General features: G+C 65.6%; 15 protein-coding genes. 8 read left to right on the top strand and 7 right to left on the bottom strand.

Annotated elements, in window-relative coordinates:
* Positions 1-32 precede the first annotated feature (32 nt).
* Entirely contained in the window at positions 33-392 is a 360-nt protein-coding gene (locus R3P95_RS17365; protein WP_068054398.1) for an STAS domain-containing protein, read from the top strand.
* On the opposite strand, the gene R3P95_RS17360 is transcribed toward R3P95_RS17365, so the two are convergent.
* Both R3P95_RS17360 and R3P95_RS17355 read right to left on the bottom strand, forming a co-directional pair.
* Positions 369-1,514: a PP2C family protein-serine/threonine phosphatase gene (locus tag R3P95_RS17360; protein WP_149407164.1), complete on the bottom strand. Its 1,146-nt coding sequence runs from the start codon at positions 1,512-1,514 to the stop codon at positions 369-371. The two genes, R3P95_RS17365 and R3P95_RS17360, sit on opposite strands and share 24 nt — an antisense overlap.
* Positions 1,514-2,314 carry an alpha/beta fold hydrolase gene (locus R3P95_RS17355; protein ID WP_188078764.1) on the bottom strand — a complete coding sequence of 267 codons (801 nt, stop codon included), beginning with the start codon at positions 2,312-2,314 and terminating at the stop codon, positions 1,514-1,516. The genes R3P95_RS17360 and R3P95_RS17355 overlap by 1 nt, the downstream gene beginning before the upstream one ends.
* An 87-nt stretch (positions 2,315-2,401) precedes the next feature.
* Between R3P95_RS17355 and R3P95_RS17350 the strand changes: the two genes are divergently transcribed.
* The gene (locus R3P95_RS17350) at positions 2,402-3,454 is read left to right on the top strand and encodes an NAD(P)H-binding protein (protein WP_149407163.1); all 1,053 of its coding nucleotides are present in this window, start codon (positions 2,402-2,404) and stop codon (positions 3,452-3,454) included.
* Here R3P95_RS17350 and R3P95_RS17345 read toward each other — a convergent pair.
* From R3P95_RS17345 to R3P95_RS17325, 5 genes are all read right to left on the bottom strand, one after another.
* Entirely contained in the window at positions 3,433-4,935 is a 1,503-nt protein-coding gene (locus R3P95_RS17345; RefSeq protein ID WP_149407162.1) for an amidase, read from the bottom strand. The genes R3P95_RS17350 and R3P95_RS17345 overlap by 22 nt on opposite strands.
* A gap of 112 nt (positions 4,936-5,047) precedes the next feature.
* Positions 5,048-5,332, bottom strand: a complete 285-nt coding sequence (gene catC / locus R3P95_RS17340; protein WP_094638852.1) for a muconolactone Delta-isomerase — start codon at positions 5,330-5,332, stop codon at positions 5,048-5,050.
* A gap of 5 nt (positions 5,333-5,337) precedes the next feature.
* Positions 5,338-6,204: a catechol 1,2-dioxygenase gene (catA, locus tag R3P95_RS17335; RefSeq protein WP_068054380.1), complete on the bottom strand. Its 867-nt coding sequence runs from the start codon at positions 6,202-6,204 to the stop codon at positions 5,338-5,340.
* A 23-nt stretch (positions 6,205-6,227) separates the two neighbouring features.
* Entirely contained in the window at positions 6,228-7,331 is a 1,104-nt protein-coding gene (locus tag R3P95_RS17330; RefSeq protein WP_149407161.1) for a mandelate racemase/muconate lactonizing enzyme family protein, read from the bottom strand.
* Complete coding sequence (locus R3P95_RS17325) at positions 7,328-8,257, bottom strand: LysR family transcriptional regulator (protein ID WP_068054375.1); 930 nt, start codon at positions 8,255-8,257, stop codon at positions 7,328-7,330. The genes R3P95_RS17330 and R3P95_RS17325 overlap by 4 nt, the downstream gene beginning before the upstream one ends.
* 251 nt (positions 8,258-8,508) lie before the next feature.
* Between R3P95_RS17325 and benA the strand changes: the two genes are divergently transcribed.
* From benA to R3P95_RS17295, 6 genes are all read left to right on the top strand, one after another.
* Positions 8,509-9,876: a benzoate 1,2-dioxygenase large subunit gene (gene benA / locus R3P95_RS17320; RefSeq protein WP_149407160.1), complete on the top strand. Its 1,368-nt coding sequence runs from the start codon at positions 8,509-8,511 to the stop codon at positions 9,874-9,876.
* Position 9,877: 1 nt separating this feature from the next.
* Complete coding sequence (benB, locus tag R3P95_RS17315; RefSeq protein ID WP_149407159.1) at positions 9,878-10,384, top strand: benzoate 1,2-dioxygenase small subunit; 507 nt, start codon at positions 9,878-9,880, stop codon at positions 10,382-10,384.
* Complete coding sequence (benC, locus tag R3P95_RS17310; RefSeq protein WP_223145659.1) at positions 10,374-13,088, top strand: benzoate 1,2-dioxygenase electron transfer component BenC; 2,715 nt, start codon at positions 10,374-10,376, stop codon at positions 13,086-13,088. The genes benB and benC overlap by 11 nt, the downstream gene beginning before the upstream one ends.
* 60 nt (positions 13,089-13,148) lie before the next feature.
* Positions 13,149-15,839, top strand: a complete 2,691-nt coding sequence (locus R3P95_RS17305; protein WP_149407157.1) for a LuxR C-terminal-related transcriptional regulator — start codon at positions 13,149-13,151, stop codon at positions 15,837-15,839.
* A gap of 151 nt (positions 15,840-15,990) precedes the next feature.
* Positions 15,991-17,352 (top strand): MFS transporter, encoded by a 1,362-nt coding sequence (locus R3P95_RS17300; protein WP_317548994.1) that lies wholly within the window; start codon positions 15,991-15,993, stop codon positions 17,350-17,352.
* Positions 17,349-18,596, top strand: coding sequence for a benzoate/H(+) symporter BenE family transporter (locus tag R3P95_RS17295; protein WP_149407156.1), 1,248 nt, complete (start codon positions 17,349-17,351; stop codon positions 18,594-18,596). The genes R3P95_RS17300 and R3P95_RS17295 overlap by 4 nt, the downstream gene beginning before the upstream one ends.
* Positions 18,597-18,638: the final 42 nt, after the last annotated feature.

The raw sequence follows: 18,638 nt of genomic DNA, 5'->3' as shown, positions 1-18,638 counted from the left end.
AGCGCGTCGGGTAACGATTCAGGAGTACACACATGCCAGCCGATACGAACACCGCCGGATTTTCCATCCAGTCCAGCAACGACGGGCGCGCAGCCGTCATCGCGGTCGCCGGTGAACTCGACGTCACCACGGCCCCCGCGCTGTCGTCCGCGATCGAAGCACAGATTTCGACCACACCGGCTGCCCTGATCGTCGATCTGAGCAAGGTCTCGTTTCTGGCCTCGGCTGCCATGACCGTGCTGGCGTCGACGCAGAAGGACCACGGAGACACCGTTGCCTTCTCGGTCGTCGCCGATGGGCCGACCACCAGCCGCCCGATCAAACTGATGGGTCTCGATCAGGAATTCGCGCTGCACGCCGATCTCGCGTCAGCTCTCGCCGCTCTCGACTGACCCCACTCCCAGCGCCATCACTGCTGCGTCGTCGGCCAAGCCGTCGCCGAAGCTGTTCAGCAGTACCCGTAGGTCCTCTACGATGACTGCAGGCGACGCCGGGGCGTGGGCAGTCGCGAATTCCAACAGCGCGCCCTCGTCGTCGTATCGACCCGTGCCCACCTTGGCCTCGGTGAGGCCGTCGGTGTAGAGCATCAGGGTGTCGCCCGCGCTCAACGTCACGGTGGCAGGCACGAAGCGCGCATGACGCAGAATTCCGACGAGTTGCCCGCCCGTCATGTGGACGTAGTGCGCGCTGCCGTCGGCACGCATCACCAGTGGCGGCGGATGACCGCCACTGGCCATGCACACCTCGAATCCATCGGCCGAACGACTGAGCACCCCGAACACCGCCGTGCAGAACTGCGCGTTGTTCTCGCGGAATTCCTGTCGCAGAACCGAATCCAGATTGTGCAGTACAGCGACCGGGTCGTGGTCGTACACCGCGGCAGCGCGCAGGGTGTACCGCGTCAACGACGTCACGGCTGCAGCCGACGCACCCTTGCCACACACGTCGCCGAGAAAGAATCCCCAGCGATCGTCCGACAGCGGGAACAGATCGTAGAAATCTCCACCCACCTCGTCGCTCGATGCCGCGTGATAGTGCGCGGCAGCGGTCATTCCCGACGGCGGCAGCAGGGCAGGCGGCAGCAGCGACCGCTGCAGTGTCTTGGCCAGCAGCTCTGCTCGCGTCCGGGACTCGAGCAACTCGCGTTCGTAGGTGCGACGGTCCCTGGCGTCGAGCGCGGTGATGCGAATGAGCACCGGCGTGTCCGACTCGTCGGTCTTGACGTTCGCGGTCATGAACACCGGCAGCCGACGTCGATCGGACGTCACGAAATCGAGCGCGATGCCGTCGAGCTGACCGTACATCCGCAGAATCGGACCGAAATGGGTCTCGTAGTGGATGCGGCCACCGGCGGTGAGAAGTTGGGTGAAGTCGGTCCCGATCAGGGCGTCGACCTCGAAGCCGAGCCAACCCGCCAGCGTCGCGTTCAGCCTCGCGATCCGCATGTCGGGATAGACCGACAGGTAACCGCACGGCGCGTTCTCGTACAGGTCCTCGATGTCGAGCTCGTGCATTACGCCGGTCTCACGAAGGCCGCAATCGCCTCGGCGGTTTGTTCGGGTTGAGTGACGTGCGGGCAGTGCCCGCTGGCGTCGAGCGTCTGCAGAGTGCTGCCGGCGATGTGTTCGTGCACGTATCTGCCGACCTGCGGCGGAGCCAACGAATCCCGTGCGCAGTCGACGATCATCGTGGGCAGGGTGACCCCGGCCAGATCGGCGCGATTGTCGGACAGAAAGGTGGTGCGGGCGAACACCCGTGCGCACTCGGGATCGGTTCGGCAGAAGCTCGCGGACCACATGTTCTCGAGATCCGGCCGATCCGGCGCATTGACCACGATCGGTGCCATCGAAGCGGACCAGCCCAGATAATTGCTGTCCAACGACTCGAGCAGCTCGTCGATGTCCTCGCGGCTGAAACCGCCGCGATAGTCACCGTCGTCGATGTATCGCGGAGACGGCGTCAGGAGAAAGAGCTTGGAGAATCGCTCGGGTGCCGCCTGAACTGCGAGAACGCCCATCATCGACGCCACCGAATGCCCGACGAACGTGACGTCGCGAAGGTCGAGTTCCTCGGCGATGTCGATGATGTCGTCGGCGTAGGCCTCCAGCGGCGCGTACTTGTCGGCATCCCAGGCCGCCGGGTCCGACGCTCCTGATCCGACGTGATCGAAGAGCACGACCGAGAAATTCGGGGCCAGGATGTCGGTGACCGAGCGCCACAGCGTCTGGTCACATCCGAAGCCGTGAGCCAACATCACCACGGGACCGTCGGCAGCCCCCACGACCTTGACGTTGTTCCTGATGCGCGCACTCACCCGCACAGTCTGTCACCTGGCTACGACAGCGGGGAGTGAGACTGCCCCGACCGGGTATGGCCTGTACCTACAGAATCGAGAAATCTCATGCGAGTACTGGTCACCGGTGCAACCGGATACATCGGATCCCGGCTGATCCCGGTCCTTCTCGAGCAGGGCCACGAGGTGCACGCGGCCATGCGCGATCCGAGCAAGAAATCTCGCTTCGCCTGGGGCGCGCACGTCACCGCGGTGCACTTCGACCTCGACGATCACGAGACCTTCGACACCGCGACCGAGAATGTCGACGCCGTCGTCTACCTGGTGCACTCGATGGACGAGGGCGACTTCGTCGAGAAGGATCGCCACGCCGCGCAGTCCATGGCCGCCGCCGCCGAGCGCAACGGCCTGCGCCGGATCGTCTACCTCTCCGGCCTCATCCCCGACGACGGCACCCCGTTGTCGGATCATCTGCGCTCTCGCCTGCAGGTCGAGGAGGTGTTCCTCGACAGTTCGGTCGACGCCACCGTGCTGCGTGCGGCGATCATCCTGGGTTCCGGGTCGACCTCGTTCGAGTTGGTGCGTCGCATGACCGAGCGTCTACCGCTGACACCGATTCCGACGTGGATGCGCAGGCAGGTGCAGCCCATCGCCGTGGTCGACGTGGTCGCCATCATCGCCCGCGCCCTCGGCGACACCGCACGCCCGGGAACGTTCGACATCGGCGGAACCGAAACGATGAGCTACCCGGAGCTGCTGCAGGCGTACGGCAGCGTTGCCGGTCTGCGTCGCGCACAGATTCCGGTGCCGCTGTTGCCGACGGGATTGGTGGGGCGCGCCGTCGCCATCATCACCGGCATGCCTCCCGGCACGGTGATCTCGCTGGTCGACAGCCTCACCCACGACATGGTGGTGCGGCGCGGGAACGCGGCAACGGAGGTGTTCGCCGAGCCCGGTACCTCGCTGATGAGCGTCGAGGAGGCACTGGAGCGTTCGATCACCGTGACCGCCGAGGAGGGCACCGATGCCCACGCCGATCCCCAGGCTGCCGCCGACACCGATCCCGAGTGGGCAGGAGGGGTCGTCGACATCGTCGACGGCCAGGTGCGGCAGCGGCCGTCGGGCATCCTCGGAAAGGCTCAGCTGGGGGCTACCCGCTGACCGATATCGGCGTAGTGGTGGGCCCACGGCACGGCTCGTTCCAACTGTCCGGCCAGTTGGACGAGCAATGCTTCGCCGCCCAGCGGAGCGGTGAAGTGCGCGCCCATCGGGAGTCCGCTCGGCGTCCAGTGCAGCGGAAGCGACAGCGCCGGGCGGCCGGTGACGTTGGCGAGTTGGGTGTACGGAATCCACGAGATGTTGTCGTCGATCATCTGGTCGACGATGCCGGTGTGCCGAAGCAGACCGGCGGTTCTACTGCGCAACAACAAGTCCGACGCCATTTCCAGTGGCTTCGCGAGATCGAATGCACCGATCTTGGGCGGTAGCTCGGCAATCGTCGGGGTCAGCAGCAGATCGTAGGTCTCGAAGTACGTGGCCAGAGCCCGCACGTGCACGTGGCGACCTTCCACCGCCTGGAGGTAGTCGACGCCACTGGCGGATCTTCCCAGCGCCGCCATGATCCGGGTGTCCCGCTCGAAAGAGTCGTCACCGCAACCGGTTCGACGCTTGACCTCGTCCATCTCGTAGGCCAGGTAGGTGAACCAGGCCAGCAGGAACTCGCGATTGAGGCGGGCATCGTCGTACGGCGGGGCGTCGAGAAGTTCGACGGTGTGGCCGAGTTCGGTCAGTGTCTTGGCGGCAGACTCCATCGCAGCGACGGCCTGCGGATCCGGACTCGGATTCACCGACGTCGTCGCGTACATGCCGATTTTCAAGGCCGTGGGGTCCTGCTCCGTCCGTGACAAGAAGCTCCCGTCCGGCCGGGCGGGCGAGTAACCGGATGTCGCCTCGCCACCGGCCAACACGTCGAGCATCGCGGCGGTGTCGCGTACCGATCTCGACACGACGCCTTGCACTGCCGCTCCGTGCATGGCCTCACCGAACGTCGGTCCCGACGGCACCAGCCCGCGGCCGGGCTTGAGGCCGACGAGCCCGCAGCACGACGACGGAATGCGAATCGAACCGCCACCGTCGCTGGCCCCTGCCACCGGGACGATCCCGGCCGCGACCGCTGCGGCAGATCCGCCCGACGAGCCACCGGGAGTTCGGCTGGGGTCCCACGGGTTTCGAGCCGGGCCGAACACGGTCGGCTCGGTGATTCCCTTGGCACCGAACTCCGGGGTGTTGGTCTTGCCGAAGATGACCAGGCCTGCGTCGAGCCAGCGCTGCACCACCGTTGCGTGCTCGGGCATCGGCAGATTCGTCAACGAGCGGGATCCGCTCGCGGTGGGCACCCCGGCGTAGTCCTGAGAGAGATCCTTGATCAGGAACGGCACACCGGCGAACGGCCCGTCGAGCGTTCCCGTCAGTTGCTCGTCCGCCTGCTCCGACATGAGGCGCACGATCGAATTGAGCGACGGGTCGATCGATGTGGTCTGTGCCAGAGCACAATCGAGCAACTCGCGCGGCGTCACCTCACCGTCGGCTACCAGTTTTGCCAGGCCGAGGCCGTCGTACTTGCGATACTCGTCGATACGCATGGCGTCAGCCTAGGTCCCGAGACCGTCGCCGGAGTGCCGAACTCGCAGTTGTGCAGGGATTTCGGCCCAATATCGTGCACAACTGCGAGTTCGACGAGGCGGGAGGTTGATTTCACCCCGCGGCGATGTCCGAAGGGTGCCCGGCGAGCGGAGTCACGTCGATGCTCATGTACGGAAACAGCGGCAGATTCCACAGAATCTCGTGGAGTCGCTCGTTGTCTCGCACGTCGAAGATGCTCAGATTCGAGTACTGGCCCACGAGCCGCCAGATGTTGACCCATTCACCGTCGCGCTGCAACTGCTGCGAGTACGCCTTCTCTCGGGCGAGAGTGTCGGTTCGCACGTCCCCATCGAGATCCTGCGGGAGCGCGACGTCCATCTTCACTGCAAACAGCATGCCGCTCAGGCCTTGTCGAGAACGAAGTCGTAGGTGACTTCCTGTCCGCCGTCGACGTCGTGCGGGTCGAGAATGAGCTCGGGCTTGACCGCACTCGCGACGTCGTCGTCGTTGTGGGCGTCACCGGGGAAATAGAGCTGGGTGGTGATCTGTTGGTGGCCTGCTGCGGCGACCTTGAGGTGCAGGTGCGCCGGACGCCACGGATGCCAACCGGCAGCGGAGATCAGGTTTCCACACGCTCCGTCGGTCGGAATCTGGTACGGCGCAGGCTTCATCGTGTGAATCCAGAACTGTCCCTGATCATCTGCAGTGACCGTGCCGCGCAGGTTCCACTCCGGGATGCCGGGTGCGAACTGCGAGTAGAAGCCGTCGGCGTCGGCATGCCAGATCTCGATGACTGCATGGGGCAGCGCGGCACCGTCGACGCCGCGGACCTGCCCCTTGAACAGCAGCGGGGTGCCTTTCTCGCCGTCGCGGGTGGGCAGGATCGCTGCGGAACCGAGTTCGGGTGCATCGGGAACGTAGTAGGGGCCCTCGATGGTGCCCTTGCTGCCCTCGCGGGACTCTCCGGCCACCTCCTCGACGACGTGTTCCACCCATACGTCGAGGAAGAGCGGCCACTCTCCGGTCTGCCCGACGTTGATCAGCCATGCCTTGAGGGCGTTGTACTCGTCGTACGTGACCTTGTGTTCGCGGACGGTGTCGTGGATCGCCGAAATGACCTGGCGAGCAAGCAGACTCACGCGCTCGGGTGGGGTGTCGGCAGCGGCTTGCTTGTCGGAGGTGAAGCGCTGGGTGGCGTTCGCGCCGGACGCGGCGGCGGTGGCCACCTCCGCGGACAGATCTGTCGATGCTGCGTGGTCGATACTCATGGTGAAACTCCTCGTTCTCGGGGCTAGGTGTCGATGCGGTAGGTGGAGAGTTTGTGGGGGTCGATGTCGATGCCGTGACCGGAACCGGTGGGGACGGTGAGTTCTCCGTCGCGGATCTCGAGCGGCTCGGTCACCAGGTCGTCGCTCATGTCGAGGAAGTTCGAAAGTTCCCCGGCTCGACGCGACGTCAGGTCGAAGGCGGCACCGAAGGCAACGGTGCAGGCCGAGCCGAGTTGACCGTCGATCTGGTTGCCCATCACCACATCCAGGCCGAGGCCCTCGCACAGGTGATGGATTCGCGTCGAGTCGGTGAACCCAGTGCGGGCGGTCTTGATGCTCACCGCCGTCGCCGATCCCCCGAGGATCTCGCGAGTCACTTCGGCAGGCGTGGTGGCCGATTCGTCTGCGACGAAGGGGACATCGAGTTGCTGCACCAGCCAGCGGCGACCGAGAACATCGTCGGCCGGGCACAGTTCCTCGGCAAGGGTGAGTCCGAGATCGGCCATGTCCTTCATGGCGCGTGCCGATTCTGCAGCAGTCCAGCCGCGATTACCGTCCACGTACAGTTCGACGCCCTCGCCGAGACCTTCCCTGAGCGCGCGCACGACGGCGGTGTCGAGGGCTACGGGCCGGCGACCGACCTTGATCTTGAACACCTCGATTCCGTAGGTGTCGCGCATTCGAGTCGCCTCGTCGACCATCGCTGCCGGAGTGTCGAATCCGAGCATATGGCTCACCCGCATCCGGTCGGTGTATCCGCCGAGCATCTCGGTGACGGACAGGTCGAGGGTGCGGCCGAGCGCGTCCCAGACGGCCATGTCGATCGCAGCCTTCGCCACCGGGTTGCCCACGGTGCGGGTCAGCCTGGAACGGATCACTTCCCGATCGAGCAGGGTCAGTCCGAGAATCGCTGGGGTGAAGAGGCTTTCGATTACCGCGACGATTCCGCGCTGAGTTTCGCCGTAGGTGAAGGGACGTGGGGGCGCGTCTGCGGTGCCGACGATACCGTCGTCGGTGTGCACTCGAACCAGCACGTGCTCGGCGGCATGCACCTCTCCGCTGGCGAATTTCAACGGTTTGACATACGGAATGCTGTACGGAATCGCCTCGACTGCAACGATCTTCATAGAACTGCCTTCGGGTCGGGTGATGGAGAAAGCGTGTCGACGCGGGGCAGGACCCCGGCCTCTTCGAGAGCGCCGACCAATGCGTCGACGAGGGCCGACGGTCGGTCGCGATGCCAGGCCAATGCCAGATCTATGGTGCTTGCGCCCGCGATGTCACGGAAGACGACCCCGGTGAGTTGCAGTGCTCGGACGGATTCCGGAACGAGAGCCACCCCGAGCCCGGCAGCGACCAGGGCCAGCAACACGGACGTGTCGGGGGCCTCGTGCTCACGCCGGGGGCTGAAACCCGCTGCGCGGCAACTACGTAGAACTGCCTCGTTGACCACCGAATGCGAGTCCGCATACATCACGAAGTCCTCGTAGGCGAGGTCTGCTACCTCGAGTGCGGCCTCGGCGGCGTACCGATGGTCGACGGGCACTGCCAGCAAAAGAGATTCGGTGGTGATGGTGCGGATGACCAGATCGTCGCCCGCCACGGGCGGCCGCAGTACCGCCACGTCGAGTTGCTCGGAGCGCAGCCCCTCCACCTGAGCAGGAGTGAGCAGATCCCCGTGGACCTCGAGTGCGAGCCCGGGCAGGCGCTGCTTGATCGCTCTGGCGATCGGCGGCAGCTGATCGAAGGCAGCGGTACCGGTGAAACCGATACGCACCAGCCCGTAGCGCCCCTCGGCGATGCGTCGAACACCGTGGGTGCTTCGCTCGATGTTCTCCAGGTTTCGGACCGTCTCGCGGTAGAAGAACTCGCCCGCAGGCGTCAGGCTGACCTGCCGTGTGGTGCGAGTGAGCAGCGTGACGCCGAGTTCTGCCTCGAGTTGACGAACCGACTGGGAGAGCGCCGGCTGCGCCAGATGCAGGCGCTTGGCGGCCTGACCGAAGTGGCACGTCTCGGCCACCGCCACGAACTGATACAGGTGCCGCAGCTCCACGGTGACTTCCTCTCCGATATCGCGTTCCGAGCCGACGTACTCCTCGGCGTGACCCTGCCCACAGTAAGCCGCACATCCATCGACGGCAAAGACCTATTTCCGGTCGATTGATAAGTGAACGTGATCAATAGGCACCCTGGTCGAGCCTAGGCAAAGCCCTGGTGTGACCGGTGCCACTCGGTGTCAGAGTCGGAGACAACCGCCACGCGACTTGCACCGCCGCGGAATCGAACGACAGCGAGGACACGACCATGACGGAAATCTTGGATCAGGCGCACGCCGCCATCGACGGAGCGGTGATCGACGATGCCGACGCCGGCATCTATCGAGCCAATCGGAGCATCTTCACCGACGAGGAGATCTTCGAGCTCGAGATGAAGCACATCTTCGAGGGCAACTGGATCTACATCGCCCACGAGAGCCAGATTCCGAACAACGGCGACTACTTCACCGTGCACATGGGTCGTCAGCCGGTGGTCATCACCCGCGACAAGGACGGGGAGCTGCACTGCCTCATCAACGCCTGTGCGCACCGTGGCGCGATGCTGTGCCGCCGGAAGACCGACAATCGCCCCACCCTCACATGTCCGTTCCACGGCTGGACATTTCGCAACGACGGCACACTCCTCAAAGTCAAAGATCCCGAGGGTGCCGGCTATCCGGACACGTTCGATGTCGACGGCTCGCACAACCTCACCAAGGTGCCGAGGTTCGAGAGCTACCGAGGGTTCCTGTTCGCCAGCCTGAACGACGACGTATCGACGCTCGCCGAGCACCTCGGCGACACCACCAAGGTCATCGACATGCTCGTCGATCAATCACCGGACGGTCTCGAAGTACTGCGGGGTTCCTCGACCTACACCTTCGACGGCAACTGGAAGGTGCAGGCCGAGAACGGTGCCGACGGATATCACGTCAGTGCCGTGCACTGGAACTATGCCGCGACCACCTCGCGGCGCAACAACGGCGAATCGAAGAACACCACCAAGGCCCTCGACGCAGGCGGCTGGGGCAAGTCCGGTGGCGGCTACTGGTCCTACCCCAACGGGCACCTGTGCCTGTGGACGTGGGCCGCCAACCCCCAGGATCGGCCGCTGTGGGACCAGATGGATGCGCTCAAGGAGCAATTCGGCGATGCCAAGGGCGAATTCATGGTGAAGGGCTCACGCAACCTGTGCCTGTACCCGAACGTGTACCTGATGGATCAGTTCAGCACCCAGATCAGGCACTTCCGCCCGATCGCGCCGAGCAAGACCGAGGTCACCATCTACTGCATCGCTCCCAAGGGTGAGAGCAAAGAGGCTCGCTCGCACCGCATTCGGCAGTACGAGGACTTCTTCAACGCGTCCGGCATGGCCACCCCCGACGACCTGGAAGAATTCCGCTCCTGCCAGCTGACGTTCCAGGCGACCAATGCGCCGTGGAACGACATGAGCCGCGGTGCCGAGCACTGGCTGACCGGGCCGGATCCAGTGGCCGAGGCACTGGACATGCACGGGGTGATCTCCGCGGGAGTCAAGAACGAGGACGAGGGACTCTTCCCCGTTCAGCACGGCTACTGGCGCAGCACCCTGCTCGCTGCCATCGACAGGACAGCTACCGAGAGCCGGGTGAAATGACATGACCTCCACCGAAACTCGCGTCACGCAGAGCGCGATCGAGCAGTTCCTCTACCGCGAGGCCCGATACCTCGACGACCGGGAGTTCGAACTCTGGCTCACCTGCTACGCCGACGACGTCGAGTACTGGATGCCCTGCTGGGGCGACGACGATCTGCTCACCGAGGATCCGCAGACCGACATCTCGCTGATCTACTACGAGAACAAGGGTGGCCTCGAGGACCGCGTGTTCCGCATCCGCACCGAGCGCTCCAGTGCCACCTCGATTCCCGAGCCGCGCACGAGTCACAACATCAGCAACGTCGAGGTGATCGAACGCCGAGGCGACCTGGTCGATGTGCGTTTCAACTGGCACACGATGTACTTCCGATACAAGACGATCGATCCGTACTACGGGACGTCCTTCTACACCATCGACTTCTCGGGCGAATCACCGTTGATCCGCCGCAAGACCGTGGTGCTCAAGAACGACTACATCCACCACGTCGTCGACATCTATCACTTCTGATCAGGAAAGGAGACCCCTCGTGAGCCATTCCGTCGCACTGTCCTTCGAGGACGGCGTAACCCGATTCATCACCTGTTCCGACGGCCAGACCGTCGCCGACGCCGCCTATCGGTCGCGAATCAACATCCCCCTCGACTGCCGGGACGGGGCGTGCGGAACCTGCAAGGCACTGTGCGAATCCGGCGACTTCGACGGCGGCACGTACCTCGACGACGCGCTCAGCGCCGGCGAATCGGAGCAGGGCTACTGCCTGCCGTGCAGCATGACTCCGAAGTCCGACCTCGTACTCCAGATCGCCAGCACCTCCGCGGTTGCGAAAACCCGAGCGGCGACGCACGAAACCGTGGTCACCGCAGTCGATCGACTCTCACCGACGACGGTTCGCCTGGCCGTCGAGGCACCGCAGGGCGACGAACTCACCTTCCTACCGGGCCAGTACGTCAACATCACCGTGCCCGGATCGGAGCAGACCCGGTCGTACTCGTTCAGCTGCGTGTCCGGGTCCGACGAGCTCGAGTTCCTGGTGAAGCTGACCCCCGACGGGTCGATGTCGACCTACCTGGCCGACGCCGCAGCCGTCGGGGACAAGATCTCGTTCACCGGGCCGCACGGCAGCTTCTTCCTTCGGGAAGCGCAACGGCCCGCGCTGCTGTTGGCCGGCGGAACCGGCTTGGCTCCCATCCTGTCGATCCTGCGCACCTTGGCCGCCGAATCATCCTCGCGTCCCGTGCATCTGGTCTACGGCGTCAGCACCGACGAGGACGTCGTACTCCTCGACGAGCTGGCCGCACTCGCCTCGCAACTCGATGCATTCACTTTCGATCACTGTGTGTCGGATCCGAACAGCACGGCCGCGAACAAGGGCTACGTCACGTCGCTGCTGAGCGAGGAACACCTGTACGACGGCGATGTTGCCGTCTACCTGTGCGGTCCTCCGCCGATGGTGGAGGCCGTGCGTACGCACTTCGCCGAGTCGGGAATCGAACCGACCGGCTTCTACTACGAGAAGTTCGCGCCGTCTGCCCCGGCCGTCGAGCGTCCTGATCCCGTCGAGGAGCCGATTGCTGTGGACTCCACGCCCGTTGCGGTCGAACGGGTTCCCGCGACGGGTGCCGAAGCGCAAGACCTCGTCACCGAGGACCGGCCTGCCACCGACGCTCGATCCGTCTGCGGCCGAACGCTCTTCGATGCTCGCGACGAGAATCCCCTCCGCGCCGGCACTGCGATCTCGGCGAGCGACGAAGCCCTCGCCATCACCTCGATCGCCCGGCAGCGCATCGTCTCCCACGGCACCGGAAGCGCCGACCCACTCGACGAGGCCTCGGACGGTCTCGCGGTCACACCCGATGCCCAGTCGGTCGCCGGTCAACGCATATGGCCGGTCCGAGATATCGAGCCGTTGTTCGACCGCGTCGAGCCTGCCGCAGCCACCGTCGACTACGAGATCGGCGAGGAACATCCTTCGGTGCACGAATCCGATGCGGTGTTCGAGGCCCGACGCGCACTCGAACTCGGCGCACTGGAGTTGGTCATCGGCAGGCTCAGCTCCCAGCAGATCGCGGGCTACCGATTGCTCGCGGAAGCCACCACGCGCTACGTGGACGGCGATCGCTTCGTCGACGCGGCCGCGTACACCGAAACCAACGCCGCCTTCCACGACTACCTGTTCACCCAGACACGCAACGAGCATCTGCTGCAGGCATATCGGGCCCTCGGGGTCGAAGCTGCCATGGAGGACGTGCTTCGCAATGCGACGTGGTGTGACCCGTTGTGCGCCCAGGATCACCTCGACATCGTCGACGCTTTCGAGGCAGGCGACCGAGAACGCGCCCGCACCTTGATCGCCGACCATGCCGACCGCTCCAAGACCACGATGAAGCGCGCCATGCACGACTCGGCCGCGAGCAAGCGACCCAGATTCGTCAGCCCGGGCCGGTTCGCCGGGAAGGTCGTCCTGATCACCGGTGCGGCGCAGGGCATCGGAGAGTGCGTCGCACGCAGAATCGCCGCGGAGGGCGGCACCCTGATGCTGGCCGATCGATCCGAACTCGTCGAGGAACTGAGCGCCGAGCTCGGCCGCGACGGCACCGAATCATCCAGTGTGCTGGCCGATCTCGAAACCTGGGCCGGTGCGTCGAGCGCCGTGGACGCGGCGCTGGCAGCGCACGGACGAGTGGACGTGTCGATCCATGTGGTGGGCGGGACCATCTGGGCGAAGCCGTTCGCGGAGTACCCACCGGAGCAGGTCGAGAAGGAGATCTCGCGTTCGCTGTTCCCCACACTCTGGTCGTGTCGCGCGGTGATCCCGCACATGATCTCGAAAGGCACCGGAACCATCGTCAACGTCTCCTCGGTCGCGACCCGCGGAGTGCACCGAGTTCCCTACGCCGCGGCCAAGGGTGGAGTCAACGCCATCACCTCTGCACTCGCACTGGAGGCGGCTCCGCACGGGGTCAGGGTGGTCGCGACCGCGCCCGGAGGGACCGAGGCACCGCCGCGCCGAGTCGCTCGCGGACCTGCGCCGAGCACCGATCAGGAACAGCAGTGGTACCAGGCCATCGTCGATCAGACCGTCGACTCGTCCCTGCTCAAGCGCTACGGGACGCTGGACGAGCAGGCCGCGGCGATCTGCTTCCTGGCCTCCGACGAGGCGTCGTACATCACCGGTACGGTGCTCCCCGTCGCCGGCGGCGACCCGGGCTGAGTGTGCGCGATGTCGGTTCGATTGCCGGACGTACCCGCACGTCACCGCTACGGTGAGCTCATGTCCCCCGCGCCGCTCGTTGCCCGTGGCGAGCTGCTCGATGCGCTGGTGGACGAGGTGCAGGACGCCGACGCCCGATCGAAGTTCGTCGTCGTGGACGGCGCGGCAGGTGTCGGCAAGACCGCGGTGCTGCGAGAGCTGGCTGCGCGCCTCGACGCGGCCGAGCCTCGCCCGCGCGTCCGGCAGGTGTCCGCCGTACCGTGGGAGACGAGCAGGCCGTGGGAGATCGCGCATCAGTGCTTTCCCGAGATCGACGTCGCCGACGGCCGGACGCTGCCGGAGCGAATCGCAGGCAGCAACGGACCCTCGGTGACCGCCGTGTTGATCGACGACGCTCAGGACGCCGACGCGGATTCGCTTCGCGTGCTTGCCTCTACCGTCCGACGCCACCGCGACTCGAAGATTGCCGTGGTGTGCATCCGTCGGATTCTGCCCACGGGGAGCATCGAATCGCACGAGATACTCGATCGCGCAGCCGATACCCGGTTCGTCGTCGAGCCGCTGGGAAGCGACAACGTCGCAGAACTCGCTGCGCTGCGCGGCGTCATCCTCTCACCGTCGTCGGCCGCGCACCTGACGGCGCACACGGGTGGACGCCCGAAACAGGTGTCGGCGCTGCTGTCCGAACTGCCCGGCCACATGTGGACGGGCGTGCGGCCCGAACTACCCGCACCCGAGTACGTGCAGGCATCGGTGCGAGCGGCACTGAGCGAGAGTTCGGCGGACACAGTTCGGTTGGTGCAGGCCGTGGCCGTGCTCGATGGCGCTCGACCGGTCTCGACGGTGTGCGAGGTAGCAGAGATCGATGATCCCAGTGCTGCACTCGATCTGGCGGAGGCACTGGGCCTTGTTCTCGTGCGCCGTCGATCGGGTATCACTCTGCTCGAGTGCCCGGACGGGATGATTCGCGCAGCCGTACTGGCCACCATGAGCAGAACCGGCGTCGCCGACGTCCACAGAGCCGCGGCGTCCGCCGAATCCGACCCGGCCGATCGGCTCGCGCACCGCGCCGAGGCGGCGCTGCTACCCGAGCCACACATGGCCGACGAGCTCGAATCACTTGCCGCAGAACGCGCGCGGACCGGAGAATGGGCTACCGCTGCCAGGCTCTTCATGCTCTCGAGCCGAGCGTCCGGCGACGCAGGCCTACGCGAGGATCGACTCGTGCGCGGCGTCGACGCCCTCATCGGTGCCGGTGACGTTCGCGGAGCATCGGACTACATCGCCGAGATCGAGAGTCTGCACGAAACACCGAGCCGCAACGCCGTTCTCGGCTATCTCGCCATTCTGCGGGGCCGCCCGCAGGAGGCCGACGCCCGATTGACACGGGCGTGGCAGCTCGTCCGAACCCGCCACGATCGCGACGTCGCCGCCGTCATCTGTCATCGCCAGGTCCTGCACAATCTCGCCCGATGCGACGGCGGCGCACTGGTGTACTGGGCCGACCGCGCCGTCGAACTCGTCGGCTCGGACCATCCGACTGCCGTCGAGGCGCAGGCCATCCGCGGGCTCGGTCTGGCCGGAACCGGCCGCGTCGCAGAAGCATTGGCCAGCTACGAGGATCTGTGGGGACAGGCCGGTACCGGAGCCGTGGGACAGCGAGTGCAAATGGGTGCCGGCTGGCTGCACCTGGCCACCGACTCGGTGGAGCTGGCGAGGTCCGAACTGGAAGCAGCGGCACCGACGGACTTCCTCGGCGGCTCCACCCGAATCGCACTGTGGGCCAACGCCTGGTTGGCCCGCACGTATTTCGTCACCGGAGAATGGGACGCGGCGCTGCGGATAGTCGGACGCGCCTCCGACCTGGCCGACAGTTCCGGTGCCGCCCTCATCGTCCCGCTCCTGCAGTGGACGGCCATGCAGATCCACGCGCTTCGGGGTGACTGGGATGCCGCCGCGGCGAGTTCACGACGAGGTGAATCCGGCGCTAGAGATTACGAGATCATGCGCGTCCCCACGGCTCTGGGCCGCGCAGCGATCTCCGAGGCTCGGGCCGACTATGCCGGTGTCCTGCGCGCCCTGAGTCCGCTGACACAGCAATGGGCACACGCCGACGTCTCCGAGCCGGGCTTCTGGGCCTGGCCGGACGTGTACGCCAACGCGCTGATCGTGGAGGGCAGGCTCGACGAAGCCGATGCCTTCCTCACTCCCCACGAAGCCCGGGTGGCAGAGCGCGGCCACCGATCGGCACATGCCCGGCTCGCGTGTGCGCGGGGTAGATGGCACGGCGCAACGGGCGACATGGATTCTGCACGAGCATCTTTCGAGGATGCATTGGATTCGCTCATGCCACTGCCCCTGGTGTACGACCGCGCCCGCGTGAACTACGCGTACGGCCAGACGTTGCGGCGGGCAGGCAAGCGACGCGAAGCCGACGTGGTGGTCACCGCGGCCCGCGACGACTACCTTTCTCTCGGCGCTACGACGTACGTCCGGCGGTGCGACCGCGAGCTGAAGGCGGGTGGAGTGCACGCGATCCTCAAGGACAGGCCGCACAACGCGCTGACGCCACAGGAGGACGCGGTATCCAGCCTCGTCGCAACGGGTCTGACCAATCGAGAAGTGGCCGCGGAACTGTTCCTGTCGGTGAAGACCGTGCAATTCCATCTCACGCGTGTTTATGCCAAGCTCGGCGTTCGATCCCGTTCCGAACTCGCCGCGGCCCGTGCATCCGAGAGCACGCCACCATGATTGTGCAACAGCGCTTTTCGGCACGAACCCTGGGTCGATCCTAGGCATTTACCCGGTGTGACCCAGGGCACAGTGCGACACACTTGCCGTACTGCACCGACCGGGTGCCGCATTCGCCCGCCACGACGGGCCCTCTACCGAAGGACAGTCGATGACCTCACCGACAATTCCGACGCCCCGCAGCGCAGCCGCCGGCTGGGCCAGCGACCGTCACCGACGTAGCGTGATCTGGATCGTCGCACTCTCCACCGCAGCAATCGTTTTCGACGGATACGACCTCGTCGTGTACGGAACCGTCCTGCCGACACTGCTGGCCGACTCGACCCAACTCGGTGCTCTCAGCCCCGAGCAGGCCGGTGCCCTCGGTTCGTACGCTCTCATCGGAGTCATGGTGGGTGCTTTGACAGCCGGAGCCTTCGGCGACCGCATCAGGCGTCGGCGAACGATGCTGACGTGCATCGTGTGGTTCTCGGTCGGGATGGGGGCCACCGCACTGGCCCAGAACATCACCGCTTTCGGAATCCTTCGATTCGTCACCGGAATCGGAGTCGGCGGACTCGTCGCCACGGTAGGCGCGATGATCGCCGAGTTCGCACCGGCAGGCCGTCGAAATCTGTTCAACGCCATCGTCTACAGCGGTATCCCCGCCGGCGGCGTTTTGGCTTCTCTGGCCGCAATCGCTCTGCAGGACAGCATCGGCTGGCGCGGACTGTTCTGGATCGGAGCACTGCCGCTGGTCATCCTGCTGCCCCTCGCGGTGCTCCGTATGCCGGAATCACCGCGATGGCTGTTGGCGCACGGACGCGTCGCCGATGCCCAGCAGATCTGCGCGAAGACCGGAATCCCGATGCCCGAGCCCGAGCCCGCAGTCGCCGGCGATCGCGTCGGATTCGCCGCGCTCGCCCGCAAACCACTGCTGCGCCCGACGGCACTCCTCGGGTTGATGAGCTTCTCCGGCCTGCTGCTGACCTACGGCCTCAATACTTGGCTCCCGCAAATCATGTCCGAGGCCGGATACAACGCCAAGGGGTCGCTGTCATTCCTGTTGGTGCTCAACGGTGGTGCCATCATCGGTGGATTGATCGCCTCTCGCGTCGCCGATCGGACCGGACCACAGCGCGTCATCGCCGCCACCTTCTGCCTTGCCGCACTGTCGTTGGTGTTGTTGACGTTGAATTTCCCGCTCGGCGTACTGCTCGTCGCCGTGGCCGGTGCCGGCATCGGCGCTATCGGCACCCAGGTGCTGATTTACGGCTTCGTCTCCAATTACTACCCCACGACCGCCAGGGCGGCGGGCGTCGCATGGTGCGCCGGTTTCGGACGCCTCGGCGGCATTCTCGGACCGCTGCTCGGCGGTATCCTGCTCGGTGCGGGAATCGCGTCCTCGCAGGCGTTCTACATCTTCGCCGTCGTTGCCCTGCTCGGAGCTCTCGTCACCACAGCCGTCCCTGCGGTTCGGGCACTGCGTCGATCCGATCCAGCAATCGAAGAACCGGTGAAAGTGGCTGAATGACAGATATCTCCCAGAGGCCGACCTCGAGCGAACTACCGGAACGTCGCCCGCCGAATCTGCGTGCTCTGCGCGCGGACTTCGGCGGGCTGTACGTCGGTGCAGGGGCGACCGGCGTGCTGTTCAGCGCGACCGGGCCAGTTGCGGTGATCATGGGTGCCGCGGCAGCAGGCTCGCTCACCGCCGCGCAGACGGCGTCATGGGTGTTCGGGGTGTTCGTGCTCAACGGCATTCTCACCGTGGTGGCGAGCTGGGTGTACCGAATGCCGCTGAGCTTTTTCTGGACCATTCCGGGCACCGTTTTGGTCGGTCAGTCGCTGGCGTCGCTGACCTGGCCGGAAGTCGTCGGGGCTTATCTCGCGACGGGGGTCCTGATCATCGTGCTCGGTGCCACCGGTGTCGTCGCGAAGCTGATGGCCTTTCTGCCGCACAGTGTGGTGATGGCGATGGTTGCAGGCGCGTTCCTGTCGTTCGGAACCGGACTGGTGCAGTCCGTTTCGTCGAACGTACTGGTCGCGGGCACCATGGTCGTGGCGTGGTTGGCCCTGACACGATCCGATGTCTGGTCGAGGCGCATACCTCCGGTGCTGGCGGCATTGGTGGCCGGTCTCGCTGCGCTGGCGGTCACCGGCGGATACACCCCACTGACCGGCCCCGCGGCCGAGCTCCCTCTGATCGGTCTGCCCGAACTCGTTGCGCCGTCGTTCAGTGGGGCGGCAATGGCGCAGTTGGTGATACCGCTCGCCATCACCGTGGTCGCGGTGCAGAACGGTCAAGGCGCTGCCGTCCTGAGCTCCGCGGGCCATCGGCCTCCGATGACCGCTGTCACCATCGCGTGCGGGGTGTGGTCGCTTCTCGTCGCACCGCTGGGTGCGGTGTCGACGTGTCTCGCCGGTCCGACCAACGCACTGCTCGTCGCTGTGGGTGAACGGTCGCGGCAGTACATCGCCGGAATGACCTGCGGCGCACTGGCTATCGTCGTGGGTGTACTGGCACCGGTGTTGGTGCGCGGACTGGCCGTGGTACCCGCGACGTTCATCGCCGCCCTCGCCGGTCTGGCCATGCTCGAGGCACTGCGCGGAGCCTTCACCGCCGCATTCTCCGATTCGACCGGCCGTCCGGTACTCGCGCCGCTGATCACCCTGCTGGTCACCGTCTCGGGAACCGACGTCGCGGGCCTGGGGGCTCCGTTCTGGGGACTGGTCGCCGGTGTGGCGGTGACCTACGTGTTGGATCGTCGACGGTAGCTCCCGCCGAACTCGAAGTTATGGATGGATTCCGGGCATATT

Source organism: Rhodococcus cercidiphylli (assembly GCF_033042225.1).
Lineage (GTDB): Bacteria > Actinomycetota > Actinomycetes > Mycobacteriales > Mycobacteriaceae > Rhodococcoides.
The sequence above is the reverse complement of the archived record's forward strand: the minus strand, read 5'-3'. Positions and strand labels throughout refer to the sequence as shown.

Coding starts and splice junctions, on each gene's coding strand:
- R3P95_RS17365 (WP_068054398.1), top strand. CDS start 33: ATGCCAGCCGATACGAACACCGCCGGATTTTCCATCCAGTCCAGCAAC.
- R3P95_RS17360 (WP_149407164.1), bottom strand. CDS start 1,514: ATGCACGAGCTCGACATCGAGGACCTGTACGAGAACGCGCCGTGCGGT.
- R3P95_RS17350 (WP_149407163.1), top strand. CDS start 2,402: ATGCGAGTACTGGTCACCGGTGCAACCGGATACATCGGATCCCGGCTG.
- R3P95_RS17345 (WP_149407162.1), bottom strand. CDS start 4,935: ATGCGTATCGACGAGTATCGCAAGTACGACGGCCTCGGCCTGGCAAAA.
- catC (WP_094638852.1), bottom strand. CDS start 5,332: ATGCTGTTTGCAGTGAAGATGGACGTCGCGCTCCCGCAGGATCTCGAT.
- catA (WP_068054380.1), bottom strand. CDS start 6,204: ATGAGTATCGACCACGCAGCATCGACAGATCTGTCCGCGGAGGTGGCC.
- R3P95_RS17330 (WP_149407161.1), bottom strand. CDS start 7,331: ATGAAGATCGTTGCAGTCGAGGCGATTCCGTACAGCATTCCGTATGTC.
- benA (WP_149407160.1), top strand. CDS start 8,509: ATGACGGAAATCTTGGATCAGGCGCACGCCGCCATCGACGGAGCGGTG.
- benB (WP_149407159.1), top strand. CDS start 9,878: ATGACCTCCACCGAAACTCGCGTCACGCAGAGCGCGATCGAGCAGTTC.
- R3P95_RS17305 (WP_149407157.1), top strand. CDS start 13,149: ATGTCCCCCGCGCCGCTCGTTGCCCGTGGCGAGCTGCTCGATGCGCTG.
- R3P95_RS17300 (WP_317548994.1), top strand. CDS start 15,991: ATGACCTCACCGACAATTCCGACGCCCCGCAGCGCAGCCGCCGGCTGG.
- R3P95_RS17295 (WP_149407156.1), top strand. CDS start 17,349: ATGACAGATATCTCCCAGAGGCCGACCTCGAGCGAACTACCGGAACGT.